The following is a 22,510-nucleotide window of genomic DNA, read 5'->3' as shown; positions in this document are numbered from 1 at the left end:
GGCTTCCTTTCTAAGCTGAATAGTTCCGTGACGAAGTCGCACCAGTATGAGCGTTGCGTGATTCGTCCACGCGACTTGCAGGGACGTGGGGAGACTCCAGGAACTGTTCGCACGGCATAATCTTCCAGCCTTTCAGTTGCTTTTTTGACAATGTTCGGAGCAGTTCAAGCGGAAGGCTTTCCGACCCAGCGAATCCTAACCAACGCTCTTGGTCGTCCTCAGAGATCACAATGGGCATACGATCAAAGATGGGTTCAAGGGATGGAGCAACGTGCCCTGTCACGATGGCGAAGCTAAGGATTTCTTCGCCTGAGTCGTTCACCCAGCTTTCCCAGATCCCCGCTATCCCAAAGATTTCTTCATTATCAGGCGCAAACGAACAGGGGACCTCGAAAGGTCTGCGCTGGTACTGACATTCATTGAAAACGTCGGCCGGGATGATGCAACGGCGGCGACGAAAAGCACACCGAAATGCTGAGGATGTAGTGTAGGTCTCAGACTGGGCTTCCCCACGTTCTGGAGCACTATGCTCGTCATGAGCATACGAAGGGATCAGACCTTCTCGCATCCACGACATCTGCCGCTTGCCAGTACGAGGTGATACTCGGAGAACAGGGAAGCTCTTATGATCGTAGAGCTTTCCGTTCTGCTTGCATCTTAGGAGAGATTTTGCCGGAACATTACCCCAAGCGGCAAGTCTTACGGGATCTGTGCTGAGCTGAAACTTCGCAAACATGACGCACTCACCTGCTCAGGTACGTGCTACCGTGAGCGACTAATTAAGTCTGCCTAAAAAGTCATAACGGAGGCATAAAGATTTCTGTTGCAGAACTTGCACGGGTGCGCTGAGCGGCTATCCAGGCACGAGACCCAGCCAACGACTGACCGACGGAATCTGTGAGAAAACAAATTTTTCAAGCAACGCCACAACGATGAGGGATGCTCCCATAGCAGGCAGATAAATCCCGAGAGCCACAATGGCAGCAAGCAAGGGAAATGACCAGCGTGTTCGACCGATGGGCAGGGGAGCTCCGAGCACGCCGACATGTCTACGTCGCCACCATAAGACGATGGCACTTCCGCTCAAGAGAACAAGCCCCATCGCAGTACACAGCCCAATGACTTGATTCACCAGACCGAATAACTGTCCTTCATGCGCTGCGACGCCTATGCCAACGACCCGATCCACGATGCCACGTTGATCAAAGTTCTCGCGCTTCAGCAACGCCCCGGTCTGAGCATTCAGCGTGAGATTGGTTCGCAACGGCCTGTTCTGTGAATCGGACTTTGCAGTCCATGGGCTCCCCTCAAACGTCGGCGGTGAAATCAGCACAGGATAAGCGAGCTGCAGCGGCATCAGGGTCGCAATGATCCTATCCAGGGGCTCGTAGGAAACCGACCCCCGAGATGTTTCTACCGCGTGGCCCATGTGTCCTGCATGCTCCATCGGCATCCCTTCCATGCTGTCGCGGTTCATCGCCATTCGTTCCGTTACTTCCGACGAGCGGCCCGTCGTCCAGTCCTGTCGAACGGTAGCAGCGCCGGTCATGGCACGGGCTTTCTTGAGGTAACCTCCCCAACTTTTGGCCCAGGGCAGTCCGGTGAGCAGCAAAAAGAGGGCGAATGCGGATACATAAACGCCAGTGACCCCATGGAGATCGCGCCAGAAGATCCGAGATCCCTTGCCCAGACGGATGAAGAGAACGCCTGCCAGGTTTTCGGTTTGTCGCGGCAACCAGAGGTAAAGCCCGGTGAGGATCATGACAATCGCCCATGAAGCCGCTACTTCCACGATCAAAGAGCCTTTGTCTCCCATCAACAGTTCACCGTGCAAGCGAAAGACGATTTTCATGGGTCGGCTGTCTTCGCTCACGATGTTCAGAATCTGGAGGGTTTGGGGATTGACATACACCCGGAACTCGTCGGCCTGTCGACCGACGATGATCCGGGTTGCAGATCGAGGAGTAAGCGGCAATTCGTAATAGTGGAGATTAGATCCCGGAACCGCTGCCAACGCAGCATTGACCTGTGCCTCGGCGGTCGCCTTCGGTCCCTTCAGGCTCAGGCTGTCGTAAGGACGGTCAAGCCACCGCTCGATCTGGGGCTTAAACAAGTAGATGGAGCCGGTGATGGAGAGCCAGATGACAAAGGGGACGCAGAACAAACCGGCATAGAAATGCCAGCGCCACACTGTCCGGTAGTTGAACCAGGATGGTATTCCGCCCGGATGTGATTGTGGTGAGATCGCAGCCATTAGAACCTCACTCGTACGCCACCGTAAGAAGCGCGGGGAGTACCTGTGTAGATGGAGCCTGTCGAAGTCGCCAGCACGCTTGCGCCGTTCTGCAGCCCGGTTGTGGCGTTGAGGCTATTTGTGATGTTCCCAGCCGATGCAACGTACGTCTTATTCGCAAGGTTTTGGATATCGAAGTAGAAACGGAGCCGTGAAAGCGCCCCGTGGCCGGTGGGCGGATCATAATGCATGCTGATGTTGAGGAGGGTGAAGCCGGAAGCTGTGAGGAGGTTAGCGTTGTCCAACTGGTAGTTATCGCGCCAGTCTGCTTCGATGAAGCCGCCGAAGCCACGCAGCTTGCCGGTAGGCTGATCGTAAACAACTCGTGCGTTGAGGAAGTTGGGAACGACACCAGGGATCATGTTGCCACTGCGGCTAAAGGTGCCCGTTAGAGTGCCGCTCGTGATGGCCTCGCTGTAGTTTGTATAGATCTGGTTGTCGTACATGTAAGAAACCCGCAATCTGGCCCCTGAAAGAGCGACAGGCAGAGGGTGCCAGTCAAGACCTACTTCTACTCCTCGGTGAGTTGAGGCGGGAGCGTTAAAGGTATAGCTCTGCAGGTTCACTCCTGAAGATTGCGTGACCATCTCGTTCTGGAACCACTCATAGAAACCTGTAACGGAAGCCTGCAGCGTTGCTCCCAGGGACAAATCGGCTCCCACATCCACGCCTGTGTTTCTCTGCGTTTTCAGGGTTGTGTTGTTGCCGAAAGCACCCTGAGCATTGGTGAAAAGCTGCGTCGCCTGCGGCGTTCCATAACCGGTTCCCAGACGGCCATGAAGCCTCCAATGGTCGTTCGGGCGGTACTGAACCGACACCTCGGGAGCAACATTGAAGAAGGTTCGATCTGCCGACACTGAAGAGATAATTGGGGCTGCTGCGACCGGATAGGTGAAGTTGCTGGCTAGCGCATTCAGGCCTGTATACTCTGCGCCCAGCCCGGCCACCAGCATCCAGCGCTCCGCAAGAGCAATCTCCTGGCGAACGTGAGCCCCTGCATTCAAGTGCTTTCCATAGACTGTTTGCGTCTGTCCACCGAGAGCCGCGTTGCCCCCGGGAACGAGATTGGCACTCAGGGATTTAATATTTTCGTAGTTGAAAAATCCCCCTGCGAAGGTCGTTCCATGGCGGCTCCAGAGATTGCCTCTCCTCAAGACATCACTAACGACATTGAAAGAGGGCAGGGTGCCGCGATAGGTCGTGGAACTAGTCGGCTGATTGGCGTCTCGATTGTCAAAGACAAACTGAGTGCGCCACGTGGTGTTGTCGGTTAGATCGTGTTCATAGCGAGCGCCAAAGATGGTGCGCCGGTCATGTCGTCCCAGTCCTGCCTGGGCCGCCGTCAAGGAGACCTTGGTGCCGTTGTACCCATTGTTGAACAGGCTCACACTCGCGCAACCGGTCGCGGCGGCGGTCGTGGTGTAGACCTCGCACCCTTTCTGAAGAGGATTCAGCTGATATTGGATCTTAGAGAGTCGGATGGAGAGGTTTGTGTCTAGATCGTTGTCAATGAACTTGATGGTGAATCGATCCTTAGGAGTCGCCGCGAAAGATGCGAGCAGGTTTGCCGTGATGGTGTTGAAGCTGTTGTTTGCCGTAGCTTGAGCGGCCCGCACGTTGCTCAGGAAGCCTGACACCTGGTATCGGTCACCGCCGACCCCGTAGGTGATGTAGTCGTTGAAGTACCCGAAGCTGCCGAAGTCAGCTCCTACTTCAAGCCCCTGAATCTCACCGCCCGTACGAGTGTGGAAGTTGATTGCGCCTCCCGTTGCGTAGTTGCCGTATAGTGCCGATGAAGGCCCTTGCACCACGTCGATGCTGCTGTAGGCGTGGGGGTCTGTAAGGTCTGTCCTTGCGAGTCCGTCTGGCTGTGTGACAGGAAAGCCGTCCTCGAACACTTGGGTATTGCGGATGCCATACGTCTGCCGTTCGTTCGAGCCTCTGACAGAGATCGCCACATCACGCGGCCCATTGCCAGCGGCAACCGTAACGCCAGGGGTCAATGCCAGGACCTCACCGATGTTCGCGGCGAGCGTATCGCGAAAGTCCTCACGACTAACCGATGTTTGCGTCTGGCCGGTTGGTGTTTCGGTGATCAAGGAAGACTGACCATTCACTGTGACGCTCTCAGTGAGAGAGGAGACAGCCAGGGGAAGGATGAGTGCGGCATTGTTGACTTGAATCTGAACCTGCCGCTTCAAATCTTGGAAACCTGCATGGTCTACGTGAATCTCGTAGCGACCTACAGGCAGGCTGATAATCGAATAGCGGCCCTCCTGATTCGAAAGCAAATGGATGTCGGCGGCCCCGTCAAGCTGGCGAACCTCAATCCGGGCACCGACGATGGCAGCCCCACCCGCGTCTACGATCTGACCTGCGAGTGCGACTGCATTTAGAGTCTGCGCAATCGCGGGAAGGCAGATGGGAAGAAGGGCGCAAAGCGCCAGGATAGATCTACAAAACTCGTGCATGTGTTCTCTCAGGTGCAGCAAGGCAGACACAAGCCCATTGAAAAAGGGCAAGCCAAGGACGCGCATACAAGATGCGAGCCGTCTGCGAATCGCCGGAAGAACCGGCGCGGAAACGATTTAGAGGAGGGACAATGCTGGAGGGCCGCGCTTCTGACGGGATCGATCACGTGAGATACGCCGCTTCGATTCAGTCTGAACAATACCGGCTGGATGACTTACGGCTGCCGAGAACATCGTGGCGGACACCCCCAGGCCAAGATGATCCAGCGATGTGGCGGAGACGGCTTTAGGACAATAGGGGCACTTCTGAACCGGTGCACTGACGTGATGATGTCCGGAAGAATCACCCTGTTCTGCCATGTTCATGAGGCAGTGGTGCGCTCCATTTCTGCGGCAGCAGGCTGGCACACCCGAGTCCGCGCCGGTCCCTAAAGCGAATAGGGGCGACACGGAAGGAAGGCCAAACAGCACCAGCAACAGAATGGAAAGGATTTTACGCAATGGCTTGATTGAAACCCAAAACATCCAGAACCGCAATCCGAGGCCGGTATCAATCCATGCTGAAAAGCCCACAATCGACCATACATAAGGATGTCTACCGGAACTTAGTTGTTTTCTTTGTATTACATACGCTAAACCATCTATGGAGCGTCAGGATGCAAATGCGCGTCGCATTAGGCGTCCCCTCAAGAAACGGAATTTACGCAAATAGTGGCCGAGTTACGATGAATTCAGATGGCTTTCGTGCCCGTGTAATTGCAGAGACAAGCGTCTGTAGGGCAAATGAGGGTTTACAGGACAGACGCTCTGAGCTGCTCGGAACGGACTTTCCAGAGCTAAAAGATGTCGCAGAGGTCGTCCGACAATCAATGGCCGACTAAACGGTCGTGCTCGGCGACATGATCAAGGACGATTTCTTGTCGTTAGCATACGTAAACTTCCGTTTCTTGAATTCACCCCGGTTGGCACTAGGACGGTTCCGGATTATCGTTGGATGGTGGGCCGATTTCCTACAATTCGTACTCGGTCACTTGCGTGGCTATTGTGCCTGGTTGTGACGTGCCTGACAATCCGCTCGACCCCTTGCGAAGCATGCGATGGCTTGGTGATCAAAGCCCATCCGTCGCAGTCTTCTGTAAAGCGTCCAACTCCTATCGCACCAGATACCTGTAACGGGGTCTGCTCATGCTGGGCGTTGCAAGGTCTCCCCGTAGCTGGTCCAGTACTTACCTCGCAGCGAACGGTGTCTGCTGCTGATATCTCCGAATCGTTACAGCTTGCTCTTTCCAGGCAATCGCCTGCTGTCCGACCGCCCCGTATGACTCTCCCATAGCGTTTTGACTCGACGGACTACGCACCGCGGCACACAAACAACCCTCTGGAGAGATCAATCTATGCGTTCCCTTGTGCTCACGCCCTTTGCGGCGTGTCTGCTGCTTTGTCCTTCCATAACTGTCACTGGACAGGCGCTTCCGCTTGCCGCCGCTGATTGCACGCAGCATTCCGATGTCGATGATGACCCAAGAGTGATTCTTGAGATAGGTGCTGCGACAAGCTGGAACTTCAGTGGTGGAGCGGCCACATTCGCCCCGAATTTAGCCGCCGAGACCACACCAATCGAAAACGTCTTGGAACTTGAGGCAGGCATTTCACCCTTCTATTCCAAAGGTTCCACTGAGTGGGATACTGACCTGCTTTTCAAAAAGCCCTGGACCCTTTCCGCGAAAACAGAGTTCATGCTGGGCGTCGGGCCAGAATGGGTTCATCTTCAACAAGGTGGAAAAACATCCAACACCTTAGCCGGTGAAATAGCGGGAGACTTCATGTTTTGGCCGAGTGGCAGGCATCGCTTCGGTTGGTACCTCGAACCTGCCTACGATTACAGCTTTGCAGCGGATCACCAACAGTCGATAGGATTGAGCGGCGGTCTTCTTGTTGGGATTGCACGGAGGCATAAGTGATGACGACGATCGCTGTTCGGCGAGAGTCGGCAAAGAAGCGCATCATGATTCTTCAGTGGGTGACGCTTTGCTGGATGACGGTCGAGTGCTCTGCTGCTTTGACAGCTGCTTGGAGAGCCAGAAGTGTGTCCCTTCTAGCCTTCGGCTCAGACAGCTTTGTGGAGATTGTCTCGGCCGTAGCTGTTCTGCTGCAATTCGCGCCCCGATGGCGCGTTTCGCAGATCCGAGCAGCAAAGCTCTGTGGGCTATTGCTCTACGCCCTTGCAGGTATCGTGCTGCTCATTGCACTTGCCGGGATGTACCGCCATGTCGAAGCGGAGACAAGTCGTCTCGGCATGGCGATCACGGGAGGAGCGCTGCTGCTCATGCCTGTTCTCGCTCATATGAAGCGTAATGAGGCAGACCGAACGGGAAACAAAGCATTACGCGCGGATGCTGTGCAATCGGCAACGTGCGCATACCTTGCTGCGCTTACTCTTGCCGGTCTGCTCCTGCAGGCGCTCTTTGGCCTCCACTGGCTCGACCAGGGCGCGGCTCTGATAGCCGTGCCGATCTTGATCGTTGAAGGGAGAAGGGCACGGGAGGGACGGGTCTGTAGTTGTTGCTGACTTTTCTCACGAAAGATTTCACTCAACGTCGACATCATTTGCTGCTGAAAGATAATTATCAATTTAACTCAAGCCGCGATATAGTTCCTTTATGTTCCGTCAAATGTCACCTTCTCATCTGCAAGCGCGTTGGAGAGTTCTCCTCGCGGTTCTATGCGTTGGGCTTGTACTGCTTGGCGGAACTTTATCGGTCACCCATACTCATCCCCAGGGAACGATTCACGGCGATTGCGGGTTGTGTTCGACCGCACACAGCGTAGTCCAAATTATTGCACCCCCGATTCAGCTATCGAGAGCAATCGTACTTGGCGTAATCGACGCTACGTTACCTGCTCCTCGTTCCCGCCTGCTTTCTCCTTTTGCACTGTTCATCAGACCCCCGCCTGCCAGCGCTCCTCTCTCGTAGATCAGCGTTTATCCATCCAGGTTTAACTTAGGGGGTTTGTATGCACACGTCTATCCGACGCGTCGTCTTTGTAGCATCCGTGTCTTTATTTTCAACCTTTTCAGCCCTTTGGGCACAATCCGCCGGGAGTGCCGGCACTCTGTCTGGCGTCATCACTGATCCCAGCGGTGCGGTACTGCCTGGTGCCGTCGTAAGTCTGATCAATCCAGTCAGTGGCTTCAATCGGAACAGCACGACCGATAGTGGCGGACATTATCTCTTCACCAACATTCCGCTTAACCCCTACCACGTGACCGTGACGGGATCTGGTTTTTCGTCTCTCGCACAGGATGTCGAGATCGAATCGACTGTACCTGTCGTCCTGAATGAGTCGCTTAAGGTAGGAACATCCTCCACGGTGGTGAACGTGGAAGCCGCTGATTTACTTGAAAGTAGTTCCGTCTTCCATACGGACGTGGACCGCGGGCTCTTCCAAAAATTGCCTCTTGAGACACCCTCCTCCACTCTAAGTTCGCTGGTCACACTTTCGTCTCCAGGCGTTGCTGCCGATTCCAACGGTCTGTTTCACGGATTGGGCGACCACGCTTCCAACTCGTTTTCCCTTGATGGTCAACCCATAACCGATCAGCAGAGCAAGGTGTTCTCAAATCAAATTCCATCAAATTCCATCCAGTCGATCGAAGTAATTTCCGGGGCTCCACCAGCCGAATACGGTGATAAGACCGCTCTGATCATCAACGTAACGACACGGTCTGGCCAAGGTGTGACCAAGCCTACAGGCAGCGTGACGACCTCTTACGGCACGTTCGGCACCGCCACTGGCGCATTCGATATCTCCTACGGCGGACCGAAGTGGGGTAACTTCTTCGAGATTGATGGCCTGAATACGGGTCGCTTCCTTGATCCAGCTGAATTTGCGGTCTTCCATGCCAAGGGAAATGAACAGAATGTCTTCGACCGCATTGATCGTCAGTTCTCCGAAAAGAACTCCGTCCACCTTAACCTCACGTACAGCCGGTCCTGGTTCCAAACTCCGAATACTTACGACAACCTTCAGGTCCAGAACGTCACTAGTGGCGGCAGCGGAGCGAACCCTGTTTTCTCCAATGTCGGCGATACGGACCAGCGTAATAAGATCGAAACGTTCAACATCTCTCCGATCTTTACCCGGATTGTTGGGACGAATTCCGTCTTCAACTTCGCACCGTACATTCGGCATGATCAATACAACTACTATCCCAGCCATAACCTGCTCGCAGATTTAGGACCAGTCGGAACCGAATCAATCGCACAGCAACGGCAGCTCACCAATGCCGGAGCTCGTACCGATCTTTCCTACATCAAAGGCCGGAACAACTTCAAGGCAGGAGCCGTCTACTCGCAAACCTTCCTGCGTGAGCACGATCAACTTGGTCTCGTTGACTCCACCTTCAACGCACCCTGCGTTGATGCGACGGGGGCCTCTCAATCTGGCTTCAACGATCCTTCGCAATGCGCAAGTGCCGGACTTATTTCAAACGATGCCTCGGTCGGAGGTACCTTCAACCCCGACCTCCTTCCCTTTGATCTGACGCGAGGGGGCGGACTTTACAGTTACTCCGGTCAAACGGATATCAAAGAACTTGCTTTGTATGTACAGGACCAGATCAAGGCAGGGAATTGGAACTTCAATCTTGGTATTCGCGGTGATCTTTACAACGGCCTGGCTGTCTCTCGGCAAGCAGAACCCAGAGTGGGAGCAGCTTATAACGTCAAGAGGACGGGTACTGTTCTACGCGCCTCTTACGCTCGAACCCTCGAAACACCCTTCAATGAGAACTTGGTTATCTCGAGCCAAGGCTGCAGCAATAACATTCTAAGTCCGTTGCTCGCATGCCAGGGTGGCAATGCGACGGTAGCTCCAGGCTTCAAGAACGAATTTCATGCCGGACTCCAACAGGCCTTTGGCAAGAACGTTGTTATTAGCGGCGATTACATTTGGAAATATACGCATAATGCTTTCGACTTCAGTGTGGTTGGAAACACGCCCATCACCTTCCCGATCGATTGGCATAACTCGAAGATTCCCGGGTTCGCCTTGCGCGCCGATGTGCCGAACTTCCACAATCTGACGGCCTTCGTCGTGATGTCCGGAGTTGCAGCACGCTTCTTTCCGCCTCAAACGGCCGGTGCAGGAGCTACTGTGGGCCAGAGCGGCTTTCCCTTCCGCATCGATCACGACGAACGCTATAACGAGACAACGCATCTGCAGTATCAAACACCCTTCAAACATGGTCCATTCATTGGGTTCAACTGGCGCTTCGACAGCGGTCTGACGGCAGGAGCGGTGCCATGCTTCAATCCCACAGGAGCCAATAGTCCGTGCGGCGGTGTCATTCTAAACGGCGTCGATTACATTGACCTGAGTAAGCTCACGGCCGATCAGCAGGCGCAGGCAGGGCTCACCTGCAACGGGGTTAAAGCAACACCCTTTGCCGGTCTGCCAGGTCTCTGCCAGGCAAACCAGCTGACCTCGAATCTCGTCAGTATCCCGGCTCCAAACACCGAAGATGATGACAAGAATCCGCCACGTATTGCCCATCGCAATCTCTTTGACCTCTCTGTCGGCGAAGACAATCTGTTCAAAGGGGACAAGCACCGCATAAGCCTTCGGATTACGGCGGTCAATCTGACGAACAAGGTAGCGCTTTATAACTTCCTCTCCACCTTCAGCGGCACGCACTATGTCACACCGCGGGCGATGACGGCGGAGATTGGCTACCACTTCTAGCTCCGACCATAGTCTCCAGTGATCGGCGGAACACGCGTCGATCATTGGAGACCCTGCGCAAACTGGCTACTACGCTGCGTCCGCCTGGAGGAGGTCGGCCCTATGCCTATGCTGCAATCCAAATTGTTCGAAGGGAATTTTGATCGGCTCGGAGAGTTCGCTTCCATAGCCTGCGTCATTCACTGCGTAGCGACACCCATGCTTCTCTCTCTATCGATCGTCTTCGCTCATTTTCTACCCTCGGAGGAACATACCCATCGTGTGTTGGCAGTGTGCATCGCTGTGATTGGTGCGATTGCTCTCGTGACGGGCTACCGCAAGCACAAGCGCAGACTCATCCTTGGCCTCATGGGTGTCGGTTTGACGCTGATCTTCACAGGCGCGTGGTTCGGAGACCTTCTTCCTTCGCATGGCGCTGAGTTGGCCGTAACTCTCGGAGGGAGTGCTTTCATGATTGTTGCGCACAGGATGAACCACACCTTCTGCCGGCAATGCACTCGCTGTTCCTAGTCTTAACGAACTGTAAAAGGATCCTTCAAGGCGGAAGAGACGATGCCCTTTTCTACGCGATATCGCAGTTTTAAAGGCACTACCAAGCGTGTGCAGAGGATGCGGTTTACGCGGGAAGACAAGTGGTTTGCGGTCATCTTACTTGCCGTTTGTTTGTTGTCCATGGCCTTAGGCGTATGGCTCGAATTGACATTCATGCACGAAGACGATGCTCTGCTTTCATGTCCGTTCAGGAGAGTCGGACTTGGTGCATGCGTCCAGTGCTTTGTTCCACGAATGTTGGAAGTCAGACTGGAGCAGAATCCAATGAGGTTTTATGCGCAGGTTTAAACATTTAAAGGCAGTCTTATTCCTTGCGATCGCGTTGACTCTGCCGCCGAAGTGCGCGCGATCTGAGGTGTTGGAAGATCGGACGATAAGAGCACCGTTGCTGGCAAGTAGACACACCGCGGAGCCTGAGACCTACAGGCTGCGGATGAAGCATCTCCATACTGGCGAAGCAATCGATGTCGCTTACCGGAGAGGAGATCTCTATCTAGACAACGGGACTGCAATGCTGAACCACTTTCTACGAGATTCTCGCACCAATGAGGACGCTCACTATGATGTGAAAGAATTTGACATTCTTCATCTCCTCATGGCTAAGCTGCACAAACCGCAGGGAGTGATCGAGGTCCTTTGCGGCTATCGGTCACCAGAGTCGAATGAGTATCTACGTACACTGGCTCCAGTCACTGGCGTCGCGGAAAATTCGCAGCATATGCTGTCCAAAGCAATCGACATACGGGTTCCCGGTGTCAGCACCATGCATCTGAGAGACGTTGCCCGTGCTCTGGGGATGGGAGGAGTGGGGTACTATCCACGCTCTCAATTCGTCCATGTAGATGTTGGTCCTGTGCGGCAGTGGTCTTTCGGTGGGCGTCGCCGGTTGCTCGTTGCAGGAAAGAGAACTCGTCGACGGCACAATGCCCACAATGGCGAATCAGGTTAAGGTACGGATTATACCTTCTTCTCAGCTAGTTGGAAGTAAGCTGCTTCTTGGTAGAAAGTGGGTACTCCATGACGATTGATCATCAGACCAGCTTGTTATTCCGGCGCCGCTTTCTAGAGCAGACCCTCGCCTGGAGCGCCTTCGCCGCGATGCCCACCCTGACGCGTCTCTGGGCGCAGCCAATCGACCCGCCGCCGCGCACGCCCTCATCCTCGGCGACTGGGGCTGGACCGAGAAGCAGGGAAGCGACACCGCCCGGCTGGGCACGGGATTCCAGGCGCAGTCCATGGTCGCACGCGGCATGCAGCACTACACCCGTGCGTTGGCTCTGTTGCATTAACTCGGTATCAGGAGCCTGGGCGGCATAGAGACGTTAGGATGGCTCATGTTCAAGCGTCGTCGTTTTCCTGTTGCGATCATCCTGGTGTGTGTTCGCTGGTACTGCAAGTACGGGATCTCCTACCGTGATTTATCGGAGATGATGCAGGAGCGCGGCGTAGAGGTAGACCCGTCACGATCATGCGCTGGGTCCATCATTACGCACCTGAATTGGAGAAGCGAGTCCGCTGGTATCAAGGCTATCGGGCGACCTCGTGGCGAGTGGATGAGACCTACGTGAAGGTTGGCGGCAAGTGGAAGTACCTGTTCCGGGCTGTCGACAAGCATGGCCGGTTGATCGACTTCATGTTGTCAGACCGCCGGAACACGAACGCAGCCTATCGCTTTCTAGGTAAAGCGTTGACCACGATGCGCCATTGGCTACCCTCCTCGATCACAACCGACCAGCTCGGATCGTATCCCAAAGCGATCGGCCGTTTGCAGCGAGAAGGCAAGCTGGCGGCCGACGCAAAGCATCGCACGTGCAAATATCTGAACAACATCATTGAAGCGGATCATGGAGCACTGAAGCAAGTCATCCGCCCGACACGGGGCTTTCAGAGAATGAAGACCGCGTTAGCTACGATCAAGGGCTACGAAGTCATGCGGATGATCCGCAGAGGTCATTGCCTCACCTGTAAGCCGCACGTGAAGGACGAGGTGCGGTTCGTCAACAAGCTGTTCGATGTCTTCACGGACGCTGCTTGATTGAACAACGTGAGCGCTCACTGCGCTTAACAGAGTTAATGCAACAGAGCCGACTCTGAAGCCTAGGCTTCGGACGCCTACATTGTTCTACCAATGAAGAATGACTAACCGGCGTGAGATCCGTTCAGCAGGACTCATCAGCCAGGATTGGCAAAATTAGACCTGTTTCAGCGCGTTCGATCTGCGCGGCTAATCAGCAGGGAGATAATGAGTGTATGCTCCGCGCTGCAATTCTAATGACTGTCTTCGCCGCCACTGCAGCACACGTTGGTGCCCAGATAGCACCCGTGAAGTTGGACGTGGACGCCACGCACGCGGCCGAGCGGATGGTACACACTTACGAGCGCATTATGGTGCAACCAGGCCCGCTCACGCTTTCATATCCCGAGTGGTACCCCGGAGAGCACGCACCCACTGGCCGTGTGGGCAATATCGGCGGTCTTTTCTTCCGCGTAAACGGGAAAACAATCCCATGGCGACGTGACCTTACAGACGCTTTTGCCTTCCATCTTACGATTCCTGCGGATGTCCATGAACTCAAAATAGAGTTCGACTACCTGCTGCCTGAAGGCGTCGCGAGCGCACGCTTGATGCTACTGCGCTGGGATCAGTTGCTGCTTTATAAAGCCGACACTCCAGTAAGCACCATCCCTTTCGAAGCGCACCTCAAGTTGCCTGCTGAATGGCAGTTCGCAAGTGCTCTTCGTGGAGAAAGATCCGCTGATGGCATCACCTTTGAAAGTGCGTCCCTAGAAACACTGATGGATTCGCCATTGCTCGCGGGGCAGTATTTACGAAAGGTACCGCTCGTTACCGTGTCAGGCCAGCCACATGAATTAGATGTGGCGGCGGAAAATGAAGCTGATCTTCCCAGTGCAAACTACGCTGCGAAGCTCTCTGCAGCCATCGTGCAGGCCGACCAAATATTTGGTCCTGGTCACTTCCGCGACTATCACTTCCTGGTTCACGCCAGCCAGTACACCTCCGGCGGAGGCATTGAACATCACGAATCCAGTGATGATCAGCTTGCACCAAATTTCTTCCGCGATCCTATTCCGCAGCGCCTTGCTGCGTACCTGCTCCCACATGAATATGCGCATTCGTGGAACGGCAAATTCCGGCGCCCAGCGGATCTGTATACCAGCAACTATCAGCAGCCGATGAGGACTGACCTGCTATGGGTCTACGAGGGAGCGACGGACTTTCTCGGGAATCTACTCGCCGCGCGCAGTGGTATGTGGTCCCAAAGAGAGTCTACGGATTATTTAGCCACGCAAGCCGCAAATCTAACGCACATCACTGGTCGAGAGTGGCGTCCGCTACAGGACACTGCTGATGACGCATGGCACACGATGCTCGACGTGGTCAACGGCAAGTTCAACTGGCCGTCCTATTTGCGTCGCACCGACTACTACGAAGAAGGTACCTTCATCTGGCTCGAGGCAGACGCCATCCTGCTGCAGCAGACCCGCGGCAAGCGCTCTTTGGATGATTTCTTCCGCAACTTTTTCGGTGAACCCGCAGGCAAAGCACGGGTGAAGACCTACACCGCAGAGGACATATTTGCTTCTCTTAATGCGGTCGCGCCGTACGACTGGAAGGGTTTCTTTGAAGATCGCCTGCAGACCATACACGCCGAGGCGCCGCTTGGAGGTCTGGAGAAGGTTGGGTGGAAGCTGATCTACACCGGCGAACCCAATGCATTTCAAGCGCCCCCAAGTGATCTGCGATCGCTTGGCTTGAACACGATCGGCTTGGTAGCCAACGGCCAAGGGGAGGTAACGGACGTTGTGGTGGGCGATCTAGCGGCGAAAGCAGGTTTCTTTGTCGGCATGAAGGTCGATACACTCAATGGGGTCAAATGGTCCGGTGATGCATTCCGCGCGGCTTTGGCAACGAAACAGCCCTTGCACTTTATCGCGAGTTTCGCCGGAGTGCCCAAGACTATTGATGTGCCATACACCGAAGGGCTCCGGTACCCGCATCTGGAACGCATCGCGGGCAAGGAAGATCTCTTGAGCGGCATACTCGCACCGCGTTAGCTCGATTCTGCCTTCGAGGAGCACCTTGCGACCGCTATAGATCTATCGTCCGAGTTCATGGTGTTTGTGGTAGCTAGGTAAGGGGGTGCAGAGAATACTTACCGAGGATTTCTTTAGCTCCTGCATGATGATGGCGACAGCCCGCTCCAGCTGCGGATGGTAGCCGTGAGCGACGAGGTTCGGGTCGTCCTCGACGTTCGGCGAGACGCCGATGTTCTCGATATCGAACTTGCCGGCGAGAGTGTAAAACCGATGCTCAGGGCTTCGATGGTTCCGCCATCGAGTAGCACGGGGTAGCCACCGAGACCGACCCACCCGCCCCAGGTTCGTGTCCCGACCAACGGTTCCAATCTAGCCTGGCGAAAGACCCAGGGCATCAGGTCGCCACTCTAAAATTTACATTTTGGAATTGTCAGGCTGGGCTTCACGCATGATAATCCTCGATGGCCGCGATGCGGCCACACCTGAGGATGAGAAGGGTTCCGTTGACTGAGGCGCCGGTGCGGGTGGCGATTTCAGGTGCGAACAGGTAAAGGGTCGCGGACTTATTGGTGGTCTGACCCCGAATGATAATCTGACCTGCCGGCGGATCACGTATACCTGATTGGTGCCTCTTCTGAGCCCGTAGAACAATATGCCTAACTCGCCGCCGGCTGCTTGTCCGCAATGGAAGAGTGGATGATCAAAGCGATTCTCGAGCGATGTGCTCGTATCGATGTTGGCAAGAAGTTCGTCTTGGTCTGCGTCATGACCGGCGGCGCAAGAGATGAACCCCGTACCCAGATCAAGAAGTTTGGCACGATTGTGAGCGAGGTTCAGCGGCTCGGCGAATGACTGGTCGCCGAAGGTTGCACCCATGCTGTAATGAAAAGCAATGGCAGCTACTGGAAACCGGTCTTCAACCTGCTTGAGTCCCATGTCCGAGTGACCCTGGCTAACGCCGCGGACCTGCAGAACAGGCGCGGACACAAGACCGATCCTAACGATAGCCGGTGGCTGGCTCATCTGCTTCGTCATGGCATGATCCGTCCAAGCTTCATTCCACCGTTAGCGATTCGGGAAATACGCAACCTCACGCGTCCTCGCAGGCAGCTAATCGCCGAGAACTCAAGGGAGCGGAACCGGGTTCAAAAGGTGCTTGAAGATGCGAACGTCAAGCTCGGTGACGTCTTGTCAGACGTCTTCTGTGTTTCAGGCAAACTGATGCTTGCCGCGCTTCTGGATGGTCAGATGACCGCAGAGCAGATCGCTGATCTGGCCAAGAAGAAGGCCCGAGAGAAGATTCCGCAAATCACAGCTTCTGTTGCCGATCATCGGTTGAGCGACCATCAGCGATTCCCTTATTCGGCATGCTCTTCGTCACCTCGAGTTCCTGGAGGTAGTGGTGGAAGCGCTCAACCGCGAGATCCGGCGGCGCATGGAAGACCCGGCACTTGCCTAGGCGTCCCATCTACTCCAGAGCATTCCTGGCATCAAGGAAGAATCTGCCGCCAGCATCCTGGCCGAGATAGGCGCAATCATGGAACAGTTTCCGACAGCAGCGCAACTCATTTCCTGGGCTGGCCTATGTCCGGCAAACCACGAAAGCGCTGGCGTAAAGAAGAGCGTTCGTACGAACCGGGGAAATGTCTAGCCCAAGACAACGCTGACGCAGAGCGCATGGGCAGCCTCCGACCGCAAAGGATAACGGCTGCGCGTTACCACGCACTGAGATCACGTTGCGGAAACAAACGCGCCACGTGGCACTCGGACACACGCTGCTTAAGACACGTTTGCGGTCGATTAGAGCTATCTATTCTTAGAACAATGGCCTGTGTCATGCGCAGGACGACGGTCAGCAAACCTAAAACTGAACACGACAGCCCACCCGATCGCGGTGTTTATTATATTTGATAAGTGACATTATCATGCGTGATGAGAATGCTTTCGCAGACCGATGGCGCGGTACTAAGTATCGAGAGACAGAATGCCCAAGAGGAGCTCGCAAAATGAGGGAACAGGTTGTTCGGCCATAGCTTGGCGCACCATCAACTTTTGAAACCCGGCGTAGGCGATCGGATTCCTCTCGATATCGCCAAGATGTGTATTGAAATATTCTTCGACGTCCATACCAGCATCGTTCGGCAAGGGACTTGGAATGTTCGGCGCTTGAACCACGAAGTTCGCCAGACGTGTTTCTGTCGAAGCGGCTTGTGATGGGGCGGGATAGTCGCGCCAGAACGCGACCATGATCCGATTCGCCTCATATTCGGCTTGCCAGCGGTTCAACGGGCATTGTGCAACTTCCTGCAGCCAGTGGCCAAGTTCGTGTGCGACCAGCAGATTGTTAAATATCTCAGTGTATTGTTCGCGTCCAGATAAGCCGAGTGTGCCAATTGCCGCAAAGCGGTCCATCGCCGTGCGGCGACCTGGAGGGAGGACCTCATAGGGGACTAAGACCACCGCGCGGCTCGCCGGATCATAGAGCGTCGCGCCGGCTGTATTGGCGACGCGAACTATTGGCTTGAACGGAGGATTAAAGCCACAAGCCACTACAGCATCGTAGAAAGCGTCCAAAACGGGCTGGGCCTGTGTGACCACTGCTTCGACGCTGACAGCGTTATCCATTGTGGATTTCCTTATTCTTCCTATGACACTACCAAATGTGGGGGGGCTCGGCCGAATACCCCTAAAAGCTTTCAGACCTTTGGTTTCATATCCGAAAGCGCATACGGGTACGACAATGCGGCGCAATGAAGACGTGATAACGTCCCTTATCGTATGTAAGTTTGCGGTGGAGGCGACTTCATCATATGACCTACTCGCTTCATTGACCAGCGGGTGGTTGGCATAACTCGACCTTGTTTCCTTCAGGATCGATGACCCAACCAAACTTCCCGTACTCAGAGTCGTCGATCTTGTCGAGGACGTTGCAGCCCTCCGCTTTGAGAGCCTCGATGAGAGCGTGAAGGTCTTCAACGCGATAGTTGACCATGAATGAGGCTTTGCTTGGAGCAAACTGGGCGCTTTCTTCCGGAGCAACAGACCAAGCGGTCGTTCCACCCGTAGGCTTGCCATCCAAGTCGGTCCAGTCGAATGCTGCACCGCCCCACGTCTGAACATCGATGCCAAGATGACGCTTGTACCAGGCCTGCAGCGCAGGTGCATCCTTTGCCTTGAAAAAGATGCCGCCGATACCAGTGACTCGCTTCATAGAACCTCCGCTGTATTCACAGCGAGTGTACCTTGCTGAAACTGTGGTTTCAATAAGTACAGGATTAGAAATGGCTGCTTCAACGTACGACACAAGACCCTTGTCATGCGTAAAACACAGTGCCATTCATAACTATTTGTGCCTAGTTCGACTTCGGTACGGGTACACCCGAGCGCGTTTCCATAGGAAAAGTGTCTCCATTTGCCACCTTCAGCATTCGAGCTTTCGTGTCGTCATAGCTTGGCTGCCCGTCTATAAACTCCATGAGTGACTGAGTTTGTGTTGCCGTACCGTTTGGGCCAGCTTTGCTGGCGCTGTAGGTGTCCATCGAAAAGCGGCGCATTCCCTTAGCCACCAAATCGGGATGCTCTTTTGCAAAGCCAACCTGATCCATATCGTTACTCTCAAGTGTGATCTGCCGAATGAGTGCGTTGCTGGCGTCCACTTGACGCCCAAGCATGTAGATGTGATATCGGCTGAAGGGGACGATTGCATAGAAGATGTCCAGGTTGCCATTAGCTAGCTTCACGCGCTCCACAACAAACCGGTCCGCATGCTTAAACTGTTCATTTGTAGTTGTTTCGTGCAGCTTGAGCACGGCAGCAATTGTTCTATCGCGGTCAGCCGCATCGCCGGTTTCGGCGTAGGCGCGTGCCAGCCACTCTAATGCGAACGAGTCTTCCGGATGTGTAGCAGTCCACGGTTTTAGCAGCGAAAGAGCGTAAACATCATCTCCTAGAGTCACAGCTGTTTCTGCGGTGCCGTCTGTGATTGTCGGGTTCTCAGGAACCATCGCGTGAAGCTGCTTCATCTTCTGCAAAGCGAGCTCTGGATGATGTTCGCCGAAGTCCCTCTTCGCTGCATCGAAAAGTGTCTGCTGCTCGGCTGTCAGCTTTGGAGGCACAGGTTGTTGTGCTGCACATATAAGAGAACTACCCAGTAGGAAAGCCAGCCAGACTTGGCGCATTGAAATACCCTAGCAGACGATCTTAAAGCGCCTCCCAGTTTCCGGAGGCATGCTCTACATGTCTTTACAGCCTACCCACGACAAATCCGGTTGTCATGGGGCACCTTACCTCGAAGTCTTACCTTCGCACGGGGCGGGAAGCGTTGATCACGCAATTTGGGTAGGTGGGTGCAAGCCGGCGGGGGTTCCCTAAGAATAGATCGATGCTAGCCTGTGTGCATGCTTTGCAGATTGGCTGTGCGCCGGATCATTTCCTCTGACGAAGAACAGACAGAAAACGTGCTTCGTGTGGCAGGATAACCAATTCTCGGGAGTGCAGGTGCTTTTGGGAGCGACGAGCAGACCTTCTCAGGGCACAATGAGCTGGTGGCGTGTCTTCGCTCCCTGGGTGTCTCTGAACCTACCCTCAAGCAGTTCACTGTAACAGCCCAACAGCCTGCCAGCGCGTTCCGATTTGTCGTCTTTGCTGAGAAAGAACACATCGCCTTCGAGCGTCTGCAGAAGGCAGACTTCGACATCTTCATTGACTAACTTACAGTCATTGAAAAAGTTCGTTATAATTGATATTAAAGATTTATGTCTGATAACCTACATTATGTATAGTCGATTTGTACGCGCAAAGTAGAAGTGTCCGGTGTCTGCAAAGTTGAAATGTCCAAACTACCCCTCCGAGAGATGACGGAGGCGGAGATTGGATCTTTTCAACATGAGTGGACACGAACTACGACGGATAGAAGTCCTGTCTGAGGTCCTGGCGAAGCGTCGTACCGAAGTCTCAGCGGCTGCGATCCTGGGGCTGAGCACGCGGCAGACACGCCGGCTGGTGGTAGCGTACCGCGACGGTGGTGGCGGCGCGATGATCCATAAGGCCCGCGGCCGCACCTCGAACAACCAACTGATCTCCGGGATCCGCGAGTACGTGATCGGGCTGGTGCGACTGCGTTACGCGGACTTTGGTCCGAGCCTGGCGGCGGAGGTTCTGCTGGCCAAGGATGGCGTGAAGGTCTCGCGCGAGACTCTGCGCAAGTGGATGGTCGAGGATGGATTATGGCTTTCACGAAAGCAGCGCAGAAGCTTCCACCAGCCCCGTCTTCGACGCGAGAGTTACGGCGAGCTGATCCAGATCGACGGCAGTGATCATCGCTGGTTTGAAGAGCGTGGCGCAGCATGTTCCTTGCTGGTCTTTATCGACGATGCTACGGGCAAGCTGATGCAGCTGCGCTTCGTGCCGAGCGAGAGCACGTCTTCCTACTTCGACTGCCTGCGCGGATATCTCGATGCGCACGGCTGCCCTGTTGCCTTCTACTCGGACAAGCACACTGTGTTCCGGATCAACCGGGATGCGAAGGGTGGCGCAGGCATGACGCAGTTCGGCCGTGCTCTGGCCGAGTTGAACATCGAGATCATCTGCGCTAACTCCAGTCAGGCCAAGGGGCGCGTGGAACGCGTGAACCGCACCTTGCAGGACCGCCTAGTCAAGGAGCTTCGTCTGGATGATGTCTGCGACATGCAGGCCGGCAACGCGTTCCTGCCGGAGTTCCTGAACCGCTTCAACGAGAAGTTCGCTGTCCGTGCGGCGAAGCCGGACGACCTGCACCGTCGGCTGGCGTTGAGCGCTGACCGAATGAGCGATATCCTGTGCCATCGTGAACAACGACACGTGGGTCAGCAACTGACGCTTGCATATGATCGCAAGCAGCTTATCCTCGAGCGCAGTGCTGTGTCGGAGGAACTGGGTGGCCAGTACGTGGATCTTTATGACTTCGCAGATGGACGCCTGGAGGTGCGCTGGAAGGGCCAGGTGCTTCCCTACCGAGTCTTCGACAAGGATCAGCGAGTCAATCATACCGCCATCGTCGAGAACAAGCGCCTCGGTCATGCGCTCGCACTCATCAAAGCGCAGCAGGATGTTAAGTATGTTCCGAAGGTCAAGACCAACAGTGAGAAGATCAATTATCAAAAACGCGAACGAAAACTGAAGCGGTGGAAATGACGGCCTGATGGAAAGCGTGGAACGATGAAGCTGTCCCACTCTTCCCACAGTCCTTGGAAATCGCAAGTGCAGCGATCTCACACATTACACACCGCACCGACTGCTACTGGACATTTCTACTTTGCAGAGATCTGGCCAATTCAACTTTGCACCAACACGTTCCGTAGCGCCCCAAGAGAAATGTGCTGGTCGGACCCGGTGATCTGAGGGTTGCGCCTATGGATCACGCATCAGATAGGCTGACTGAGAGATCTATGCCTACTGTATTGATGACGGGCGGCCACGCCGGACTGGGCCTTGTTGGAGCGAGAACATTAGCTCAGCGCTATGGGTGCGACTTGATCCTCGCAGGCCGCAATCCTGAGCGCGTGGAGAAGGGAGCGCAGCAAGTACGAGATGAGACAGGCGTCAGAGTTCAGACCCTGACGCTGGACCTCAATTCGCTTGCTTCAGTTCGTGACGGAGCCACGACATGTTTAGAGATGCTCAAAGCGCCCGGTGCGAAGACGGAGAGCATCGACGGCATTATCTGCAACGCGGGCATTCAAGCCAACGGGCCGGCCAGCTATAGTGCCGATGGCTATGAGACAACGTTCGCGTCGAACTGTCTTGGGCATTTCCTACTGGTCAATCTGTTGCTCGATTCTGTAGCCCCGGCCGGTCGCATCGTCTGGACGGCAAGCGGAACGCACGATCCAGCTTTGATGGATGGCAAGTCAGTTGGCAAAGCAGCAGAACCGGATGCAAAGGCACTCGCCACGCAAGGACGGGACGGCAAGCCGATCTCCGGTGGCCGTAGATACGCTACGTCGAAGCTCTGCGTCATTATGTATGCCTACGAGTTGAATAGACGATTGCGGAAGGCAGGATCGACGGTCGGCTCTATCGCTTACGATCCGGGGTTTCTTCCTAATATGGGGATGGGGTTAGGGGCACCTGCGATATTCCGCACTTCCCTCGTCAAGTTTGCCCTTCGCAAACTAGGTATGACGATGGGTCAAATGCCGCTTTCAGGAGAAGCTCTTGCCGTGTTGGATCAGGACGCAGCGTACGTCGGCAGTTCCGGCAAATATTACCACTCGAAGAATGGTCTCCTAAGCGAAACTCGATCCTCCCTAGCGTCATACGACACAGCTGCATCCACGAAGCTTTGGATCGACTCTGAGCAGTTGGTGGCCCTTCAAGGTCGCTAGGTTGCATCTTTAACCACCGTGGGTAT

19 protein-coding genes and 3 pseudogenes are annotated in these 22,510 nt (G+C 54.8%); 13 read left to right on the top strand and 9 right to left on the bottom strand.

Annotated elements, in window-relative coordinates; genetic code table 11:
* Positions 1-10: 10 nt before the first annotated feature.
* The 3 genes from OHL20_RS25370 to OHL20_RS23220 all read right to left on the bottom strand — a co-directional run bounded on the left by OHL20_RS25370 (position 11) and on the right by OHL20_RS23220 (position 4,764).
* Positions 11-736 carry an SOS response-associated peptidase family protein gene (locus OHL20_RS25370; RefSeq protein WP_396272826.1) on the bottom strand — a complete coding sequence of 242 codons (726 nt, stop codon included), beginning with the start codon at positions 734-736 and terminating at the stop codon, positions 11-13.
* 117 nt (positions 737-853) lie between these two features.
* Positions 854-2,254, bottom strand: coding sequence for a PepSY-associated TM helix domain-containing protein (locus OHL20_RS23225; protein WP_263385690.1), 1,401 nt, complete (start codon positions 2,252-2,254; stop codon positions 854-856).
* Complete coding sequence (locus OHL20_RS23220) at positions 2,254-4,764, bottom strand: TonB-dependent receptor (protein ID WP_263385689.1); 2,511 nt, start codon at positions 4,762-4,764, stop codon at positions 2,254-2,256. The genes OHL20_RS23225 and OHL20_RS23220 overlap by 1 nt, the downstream gene beginning before the upstream one ends.
* A 1,394-nt stretch (positions 4,765-6,158) precedes the next feature.
* On the opposite strand from OHL20_RS23220, the gene OHL20_RS23215 reads away from it, so the two are divergent.
* The 5 genes from OHL20_RS23215 (at position 6,159) to OHL20_RS23195 (ending at position 12,010) form a co-directional block, all read left to right on the top strand.
* Positions 6,159-6,725, top strand: coding sequence for a hypothetical protein (locus OHL20_RS23215; protein WP_263385688.1), 567 nt, complete (start codon positions 6,159-6,161; stop codon positions 6,723-6,725).
* Positions 6,725-7,333, top strand: a complete 609-nt coding sequence (locus OHL20_RS23210; protein ID WP_263385687.1) for a cation transporter — start codon at positions 6,725-6,727, stop codon at positions 7,331-7,333. Before OHL20_RS23215 ends, OHL20_RS23210 begins: the two co-directional genes overlap by 1 nt.
* Positions 7,334-7,779: 446 nt before the next feature.
* Positions 7,780-10,509: a TonB-dependent receptor gene (locus tag OHL20_RS23205; protein ID WP_263385686.1), complete on the top strand. Its 2,730-nt coding sequence runs from the start codon at positions 7,780-7,782 to the stop codon at positions 10,507-10,509.
* Between the two features lie 102 nt (positions 10,510-10,611).
* Positions 10,612-11,019, top strand: coding sequence for a MerC domain-containing protein (locus tag OHL20_RS23200; protein WP_263385685.1), 408 nt, complete (start codon positions 10,612-10,614; stop codon positions 11,017-11,019).
* Positions 11,020-11,335: 316 nt separating this feature from the next.
* Entirely contained in the window at positions 11,336-12,010 is a 675-nt protein-coding gene (locus OHL20_RS23195) for a YcbK family protein (protein ID WP_263385684.1), read from the top strand.
* Between the two features lie 82 nt (positions 12,011-12,092).
* Here OHL20_RS23195 and OHL20_RS23190 read toward each other — a convergent pair whose 3' ends face one another.
* Positions 12,093-12,347, bottom strand: a complete 255-nt coding sequence (locus OHL20_RS23190) for a hypothetical protein (RefSeq protein WP_263385683.1) — start codon at positions 12,345-12,347, stop codon at positions 12,093-12,095.
* 48 nt (positions 12,348-12,395) lie between these two features.
* Here OHL20_RS23190 and OHL20_RS23185 point away from each other — a divergent pair.
* A pseudogene (locus OHL20_RS23185) lies at positions 12,396-13,096 on the top strand (IS6 family transposase).
* 299 nt (positions 13,097-13,395) lie between these two features.
* Positions 13,396-15,138 (top strand): M61 family metallopeptidase, encoded by a 1,743-nt coding sequence (locus tag OHL20_RS23180; RefSeq protein ID WP_263385682.1) that lies wholly within the window; start codon positions 13,396-13,398, stop codon positions 15,136-15,138.
* A gap of 42 nt (positions 15,139-15,180) precedes the next feature.
* On the opposite strand, the gene OHL20_RS23175 is transcribed toward OHL20_RS23180, so the two are convergent.
* Positions 15,181-15,453 carry a hypothetical protein gene (locus tag OHL20_RS23175; protein WP_263385681.1) on the bottom strand — a complete coding sequence of 91 codons (273 nt, stop codon included), beginning with the start codon at positions 15,451-15,453 and terminating at the stop codon, positions 15,181-15,183.
* A 363-nt stretch (positions 15,454-15,816) separates the two neighbouring features.
* Here OHL20_RS23175 and OHL20_RS23170 point away from each other — a divergent pair, with 363 nt between their 5' ends.
* Both OHL20_RS23170 and OHL20_RS25365 read left to right on the top strand, forming a co-directional pair.
* Complete coding sequence (locus OHL20_RS23170) at positions 15,817-15,972, top strand: hypothetical protein (protein WP_263385680.1); 156 nt, start codon at positions 15,817-15,819, stop codon at positions 15,970-15,972.
* Positions 15,973-16,272: pseudogene (locus OHL20_RS25365) on the top strand (IS110 family transposase); the annotation flags it as partial.
* Between the two features lie 157 nt (positions 16,273-16,429).
* Here the strand turns inward: OHL20_RS25365 and OHL20_RS23165 are convergent.
* Entirely contained in the window at positions 16,430-16,588 is a 159-nt protein-coding gene (locus OHL20_RS23165) for a hypothetical protein (protein ID WP_263385679.1), read from the bottom strand.
* Between the two features lie 12 nt (positions 16,589-16,600).
* Between OHL20_RS23165 and OHL20_RS25360 the strand changes: the two genes are divergently transcribed.
* Positions 16,601-16,771 (top strand): transposase, encoded by a 171-nt coding sequence (locus tag OHL20_RS25360; RefSeq protein WP_396272846.1) that lies wholly within the window; start codon positions 16,601-16,603, stop codon positions 16,769-16,771.
* A gap of 314 nt (positions 16,772-17,085) precedes the next feature.
* On the opposite strand, the gene OHL20_RS23160 is transcribed toward OHL20_RS25360, so the two are convergent.
* The 3 genes from OHL20_RS23160 to OHL20_RS23150 form a co-directional block, all read right to left on the bottom strand.
* A complete protein-coding gene (locus OHL20_RS23160; protein WP_263385678.1) occupies positions 17,086-17,745 on the bottom strand; it encodes a hypothetical protein in 660 nt (219 codons plus the stop codon).
* A 199-nt stretch (positions 17,746-17,944) separates the two neighbouring features.
* Entirely contained in the window at positions 17,945-18,331 is a 387-nt protein-coding gene (locus OHL20_RS23155) for a VOC family protein (protein WP_263385677.1), read from the bottom strand.
* 142 nt (positions 18,332-18,473) lie between these two features.
* Complete coding sequence (locus OHL20_RS23150; RefSeq protein ID WP_263385676.1) at positions 18,474-19,151, bottom strand: tetratricopeptide repeat protein; 678 nt, start codon at positions 19,149-19,151, stop codon at positions 18,474-18,476.
* Positions 19,152-19,664: 513 nt separating this feature from the next.
* Here OHL20_RS23150 and OHL20_RS23145 point away from each other — a divergent pair.
* The 3 genes and pseudogenes from OHL20_RS23145 (at position 19,665) to OHL20_RS23135 (ending at position 22,484) form a co-directional block, all read left to right on the top strand.
* Positions 19,665-19,829, top strand: coding sequence for a hypothetical protein (locus OHL20_RS23145; RefSeq protein ID WP_263385675.1), 165 nt, complete (start codon positions 19,665-19,667; stop codon positions 19,827-19,829).
* Between the two features lie 160 nt (positions 19,830-19,989).
* Positions 19,990-21,273: pseudogene (locus OHL20_RS23140) on the top strand (ISNCY family transposase); the annotation flags it as partial.
* A gap of 272 nt (positions 21,274-21,545) precedes the next feature.
* Positions 21,546-22,484 (top strand): SDR family NAD(P)-dependent oxidoreductase, encoded by a 939-nt coding sequence (locus tag OHL20_RS23135; protein WP_263385674.1) that lies wholly within the window; start codon positions 21,546-21,548, stop codon positions 22,482-22,484.
* The last annotated feature ends 26 nt before the right edge of the window (positions 22,485-22,510 follow it).

It is taken from the genome of Granulicella arctica (assembly GCF_025685605.1).
Taxonomy (GTDB): Bacteria; Acidobacteriota; Terriglobia; order Terriglobales; family Acidobacteriaceae; genus Edaphobacter; species Edaphobacter arcticus.
Note: the sequence above shows the minus strand (reverse complement) of the source record. Positions and strands in the feature narration are given on the sequence as shown.

Coding starts and splice junctions, on each gene's coding strand:
- OHL20_RS25370 (WP_396272826.1), bottom strand. CDS start 736: ATGTTTGCGAAGTTTCAGCTCAGCACAGATCCCGTAAGACTTGCCGCT.
- OHL20_RS23225 (WP_263385690.1), bottom strand. CDS start 2,254: ATGGCTGCGATCTCACCACAATCACATCCGGGCGGAATACCATCCTGG.
- OHL20_RS23220 (WP_263385689.1), bottom strand. CDS start 4,764: ATGCACGAGTTTTGTAGATCTATCCTGGCGCTTTGCGCCCTTCTTCCC.
- OHL20_RS23215 (WP_263385688.1), top strand. CDS start 6,159: ATGCGTTCCCTTGTGCTCACGCCCTTTGCGGCGTGTCTGCTGCTTTGT.
- OHL20_RS23210 (WP_263385687.1), top strand. CDS start 6,725: ATGACGACGATCGCTGTTCGGCGAGAGTCGGCAAAGAAGCGCATCATG.
- OHL20_RS23205 (WP_263385686.1), top strand. CDS start 7,780: ATGCACACGTCTATCCGACGCGTCGTCTTTGTAGCATCCGTGTCTTTA.
- OHL20_RS23200 (WP_263385685.1), top strand. CDS start 10,612: ATGCCTATGCTGCAATCCAAATTGTTCGAAGGGAATTTTGATCGGCTC.
- OHL20_RS23195 (WP_263385684.1), top strand. CDS start 11,336: ATGCGCAGGTTTAAACATTTAAAGGCAGTCTTATTCCTTGCGATCGCG.
- OHL20_RS23190 (WP_263385683.1), bottom strand. CDS start 12,347: ATGCAACAGAGCCAACGCACGGGTGTAGTGCTGCATGCCGCGTGCGAC.
- OHL20_RS23170 (WP_263385680.1), top strand. CDS start 15,817: ATGATCAAAGCGATTCTCGAGCGATGTGCTCGTATCGATGTTGGCAAG.
- OHL20_RS23165 (WP_263385679.1), bottom strand. CDS start 16,588: ATGGGACGCCTAGGCAAGTGCCGGGTCTTCCATGCGCCGCCGGATCTC.
- OHL20_RS23160 (WP_263385678.1), bottom strand. CDS start 17,745: ATGGATAACGCTGTCAGCGTCGAAGCAGTGGTCACACAGGCCCAGCCC.
- OHL20_RS23155 (WP_263385677.1), bottom strand. CDS start 18,331: ATGAAGCGAGTCACTGGTATCGGCGGCATCTTTTTCAAGGCAAAGGAT.
- OHL20_RS23135 (WP_263385674.1), top strand. CDS start 21,546: ATGCCTACTGTATTGATGACGGGCGGCCACGCCGGACTGGGCCTTGTT.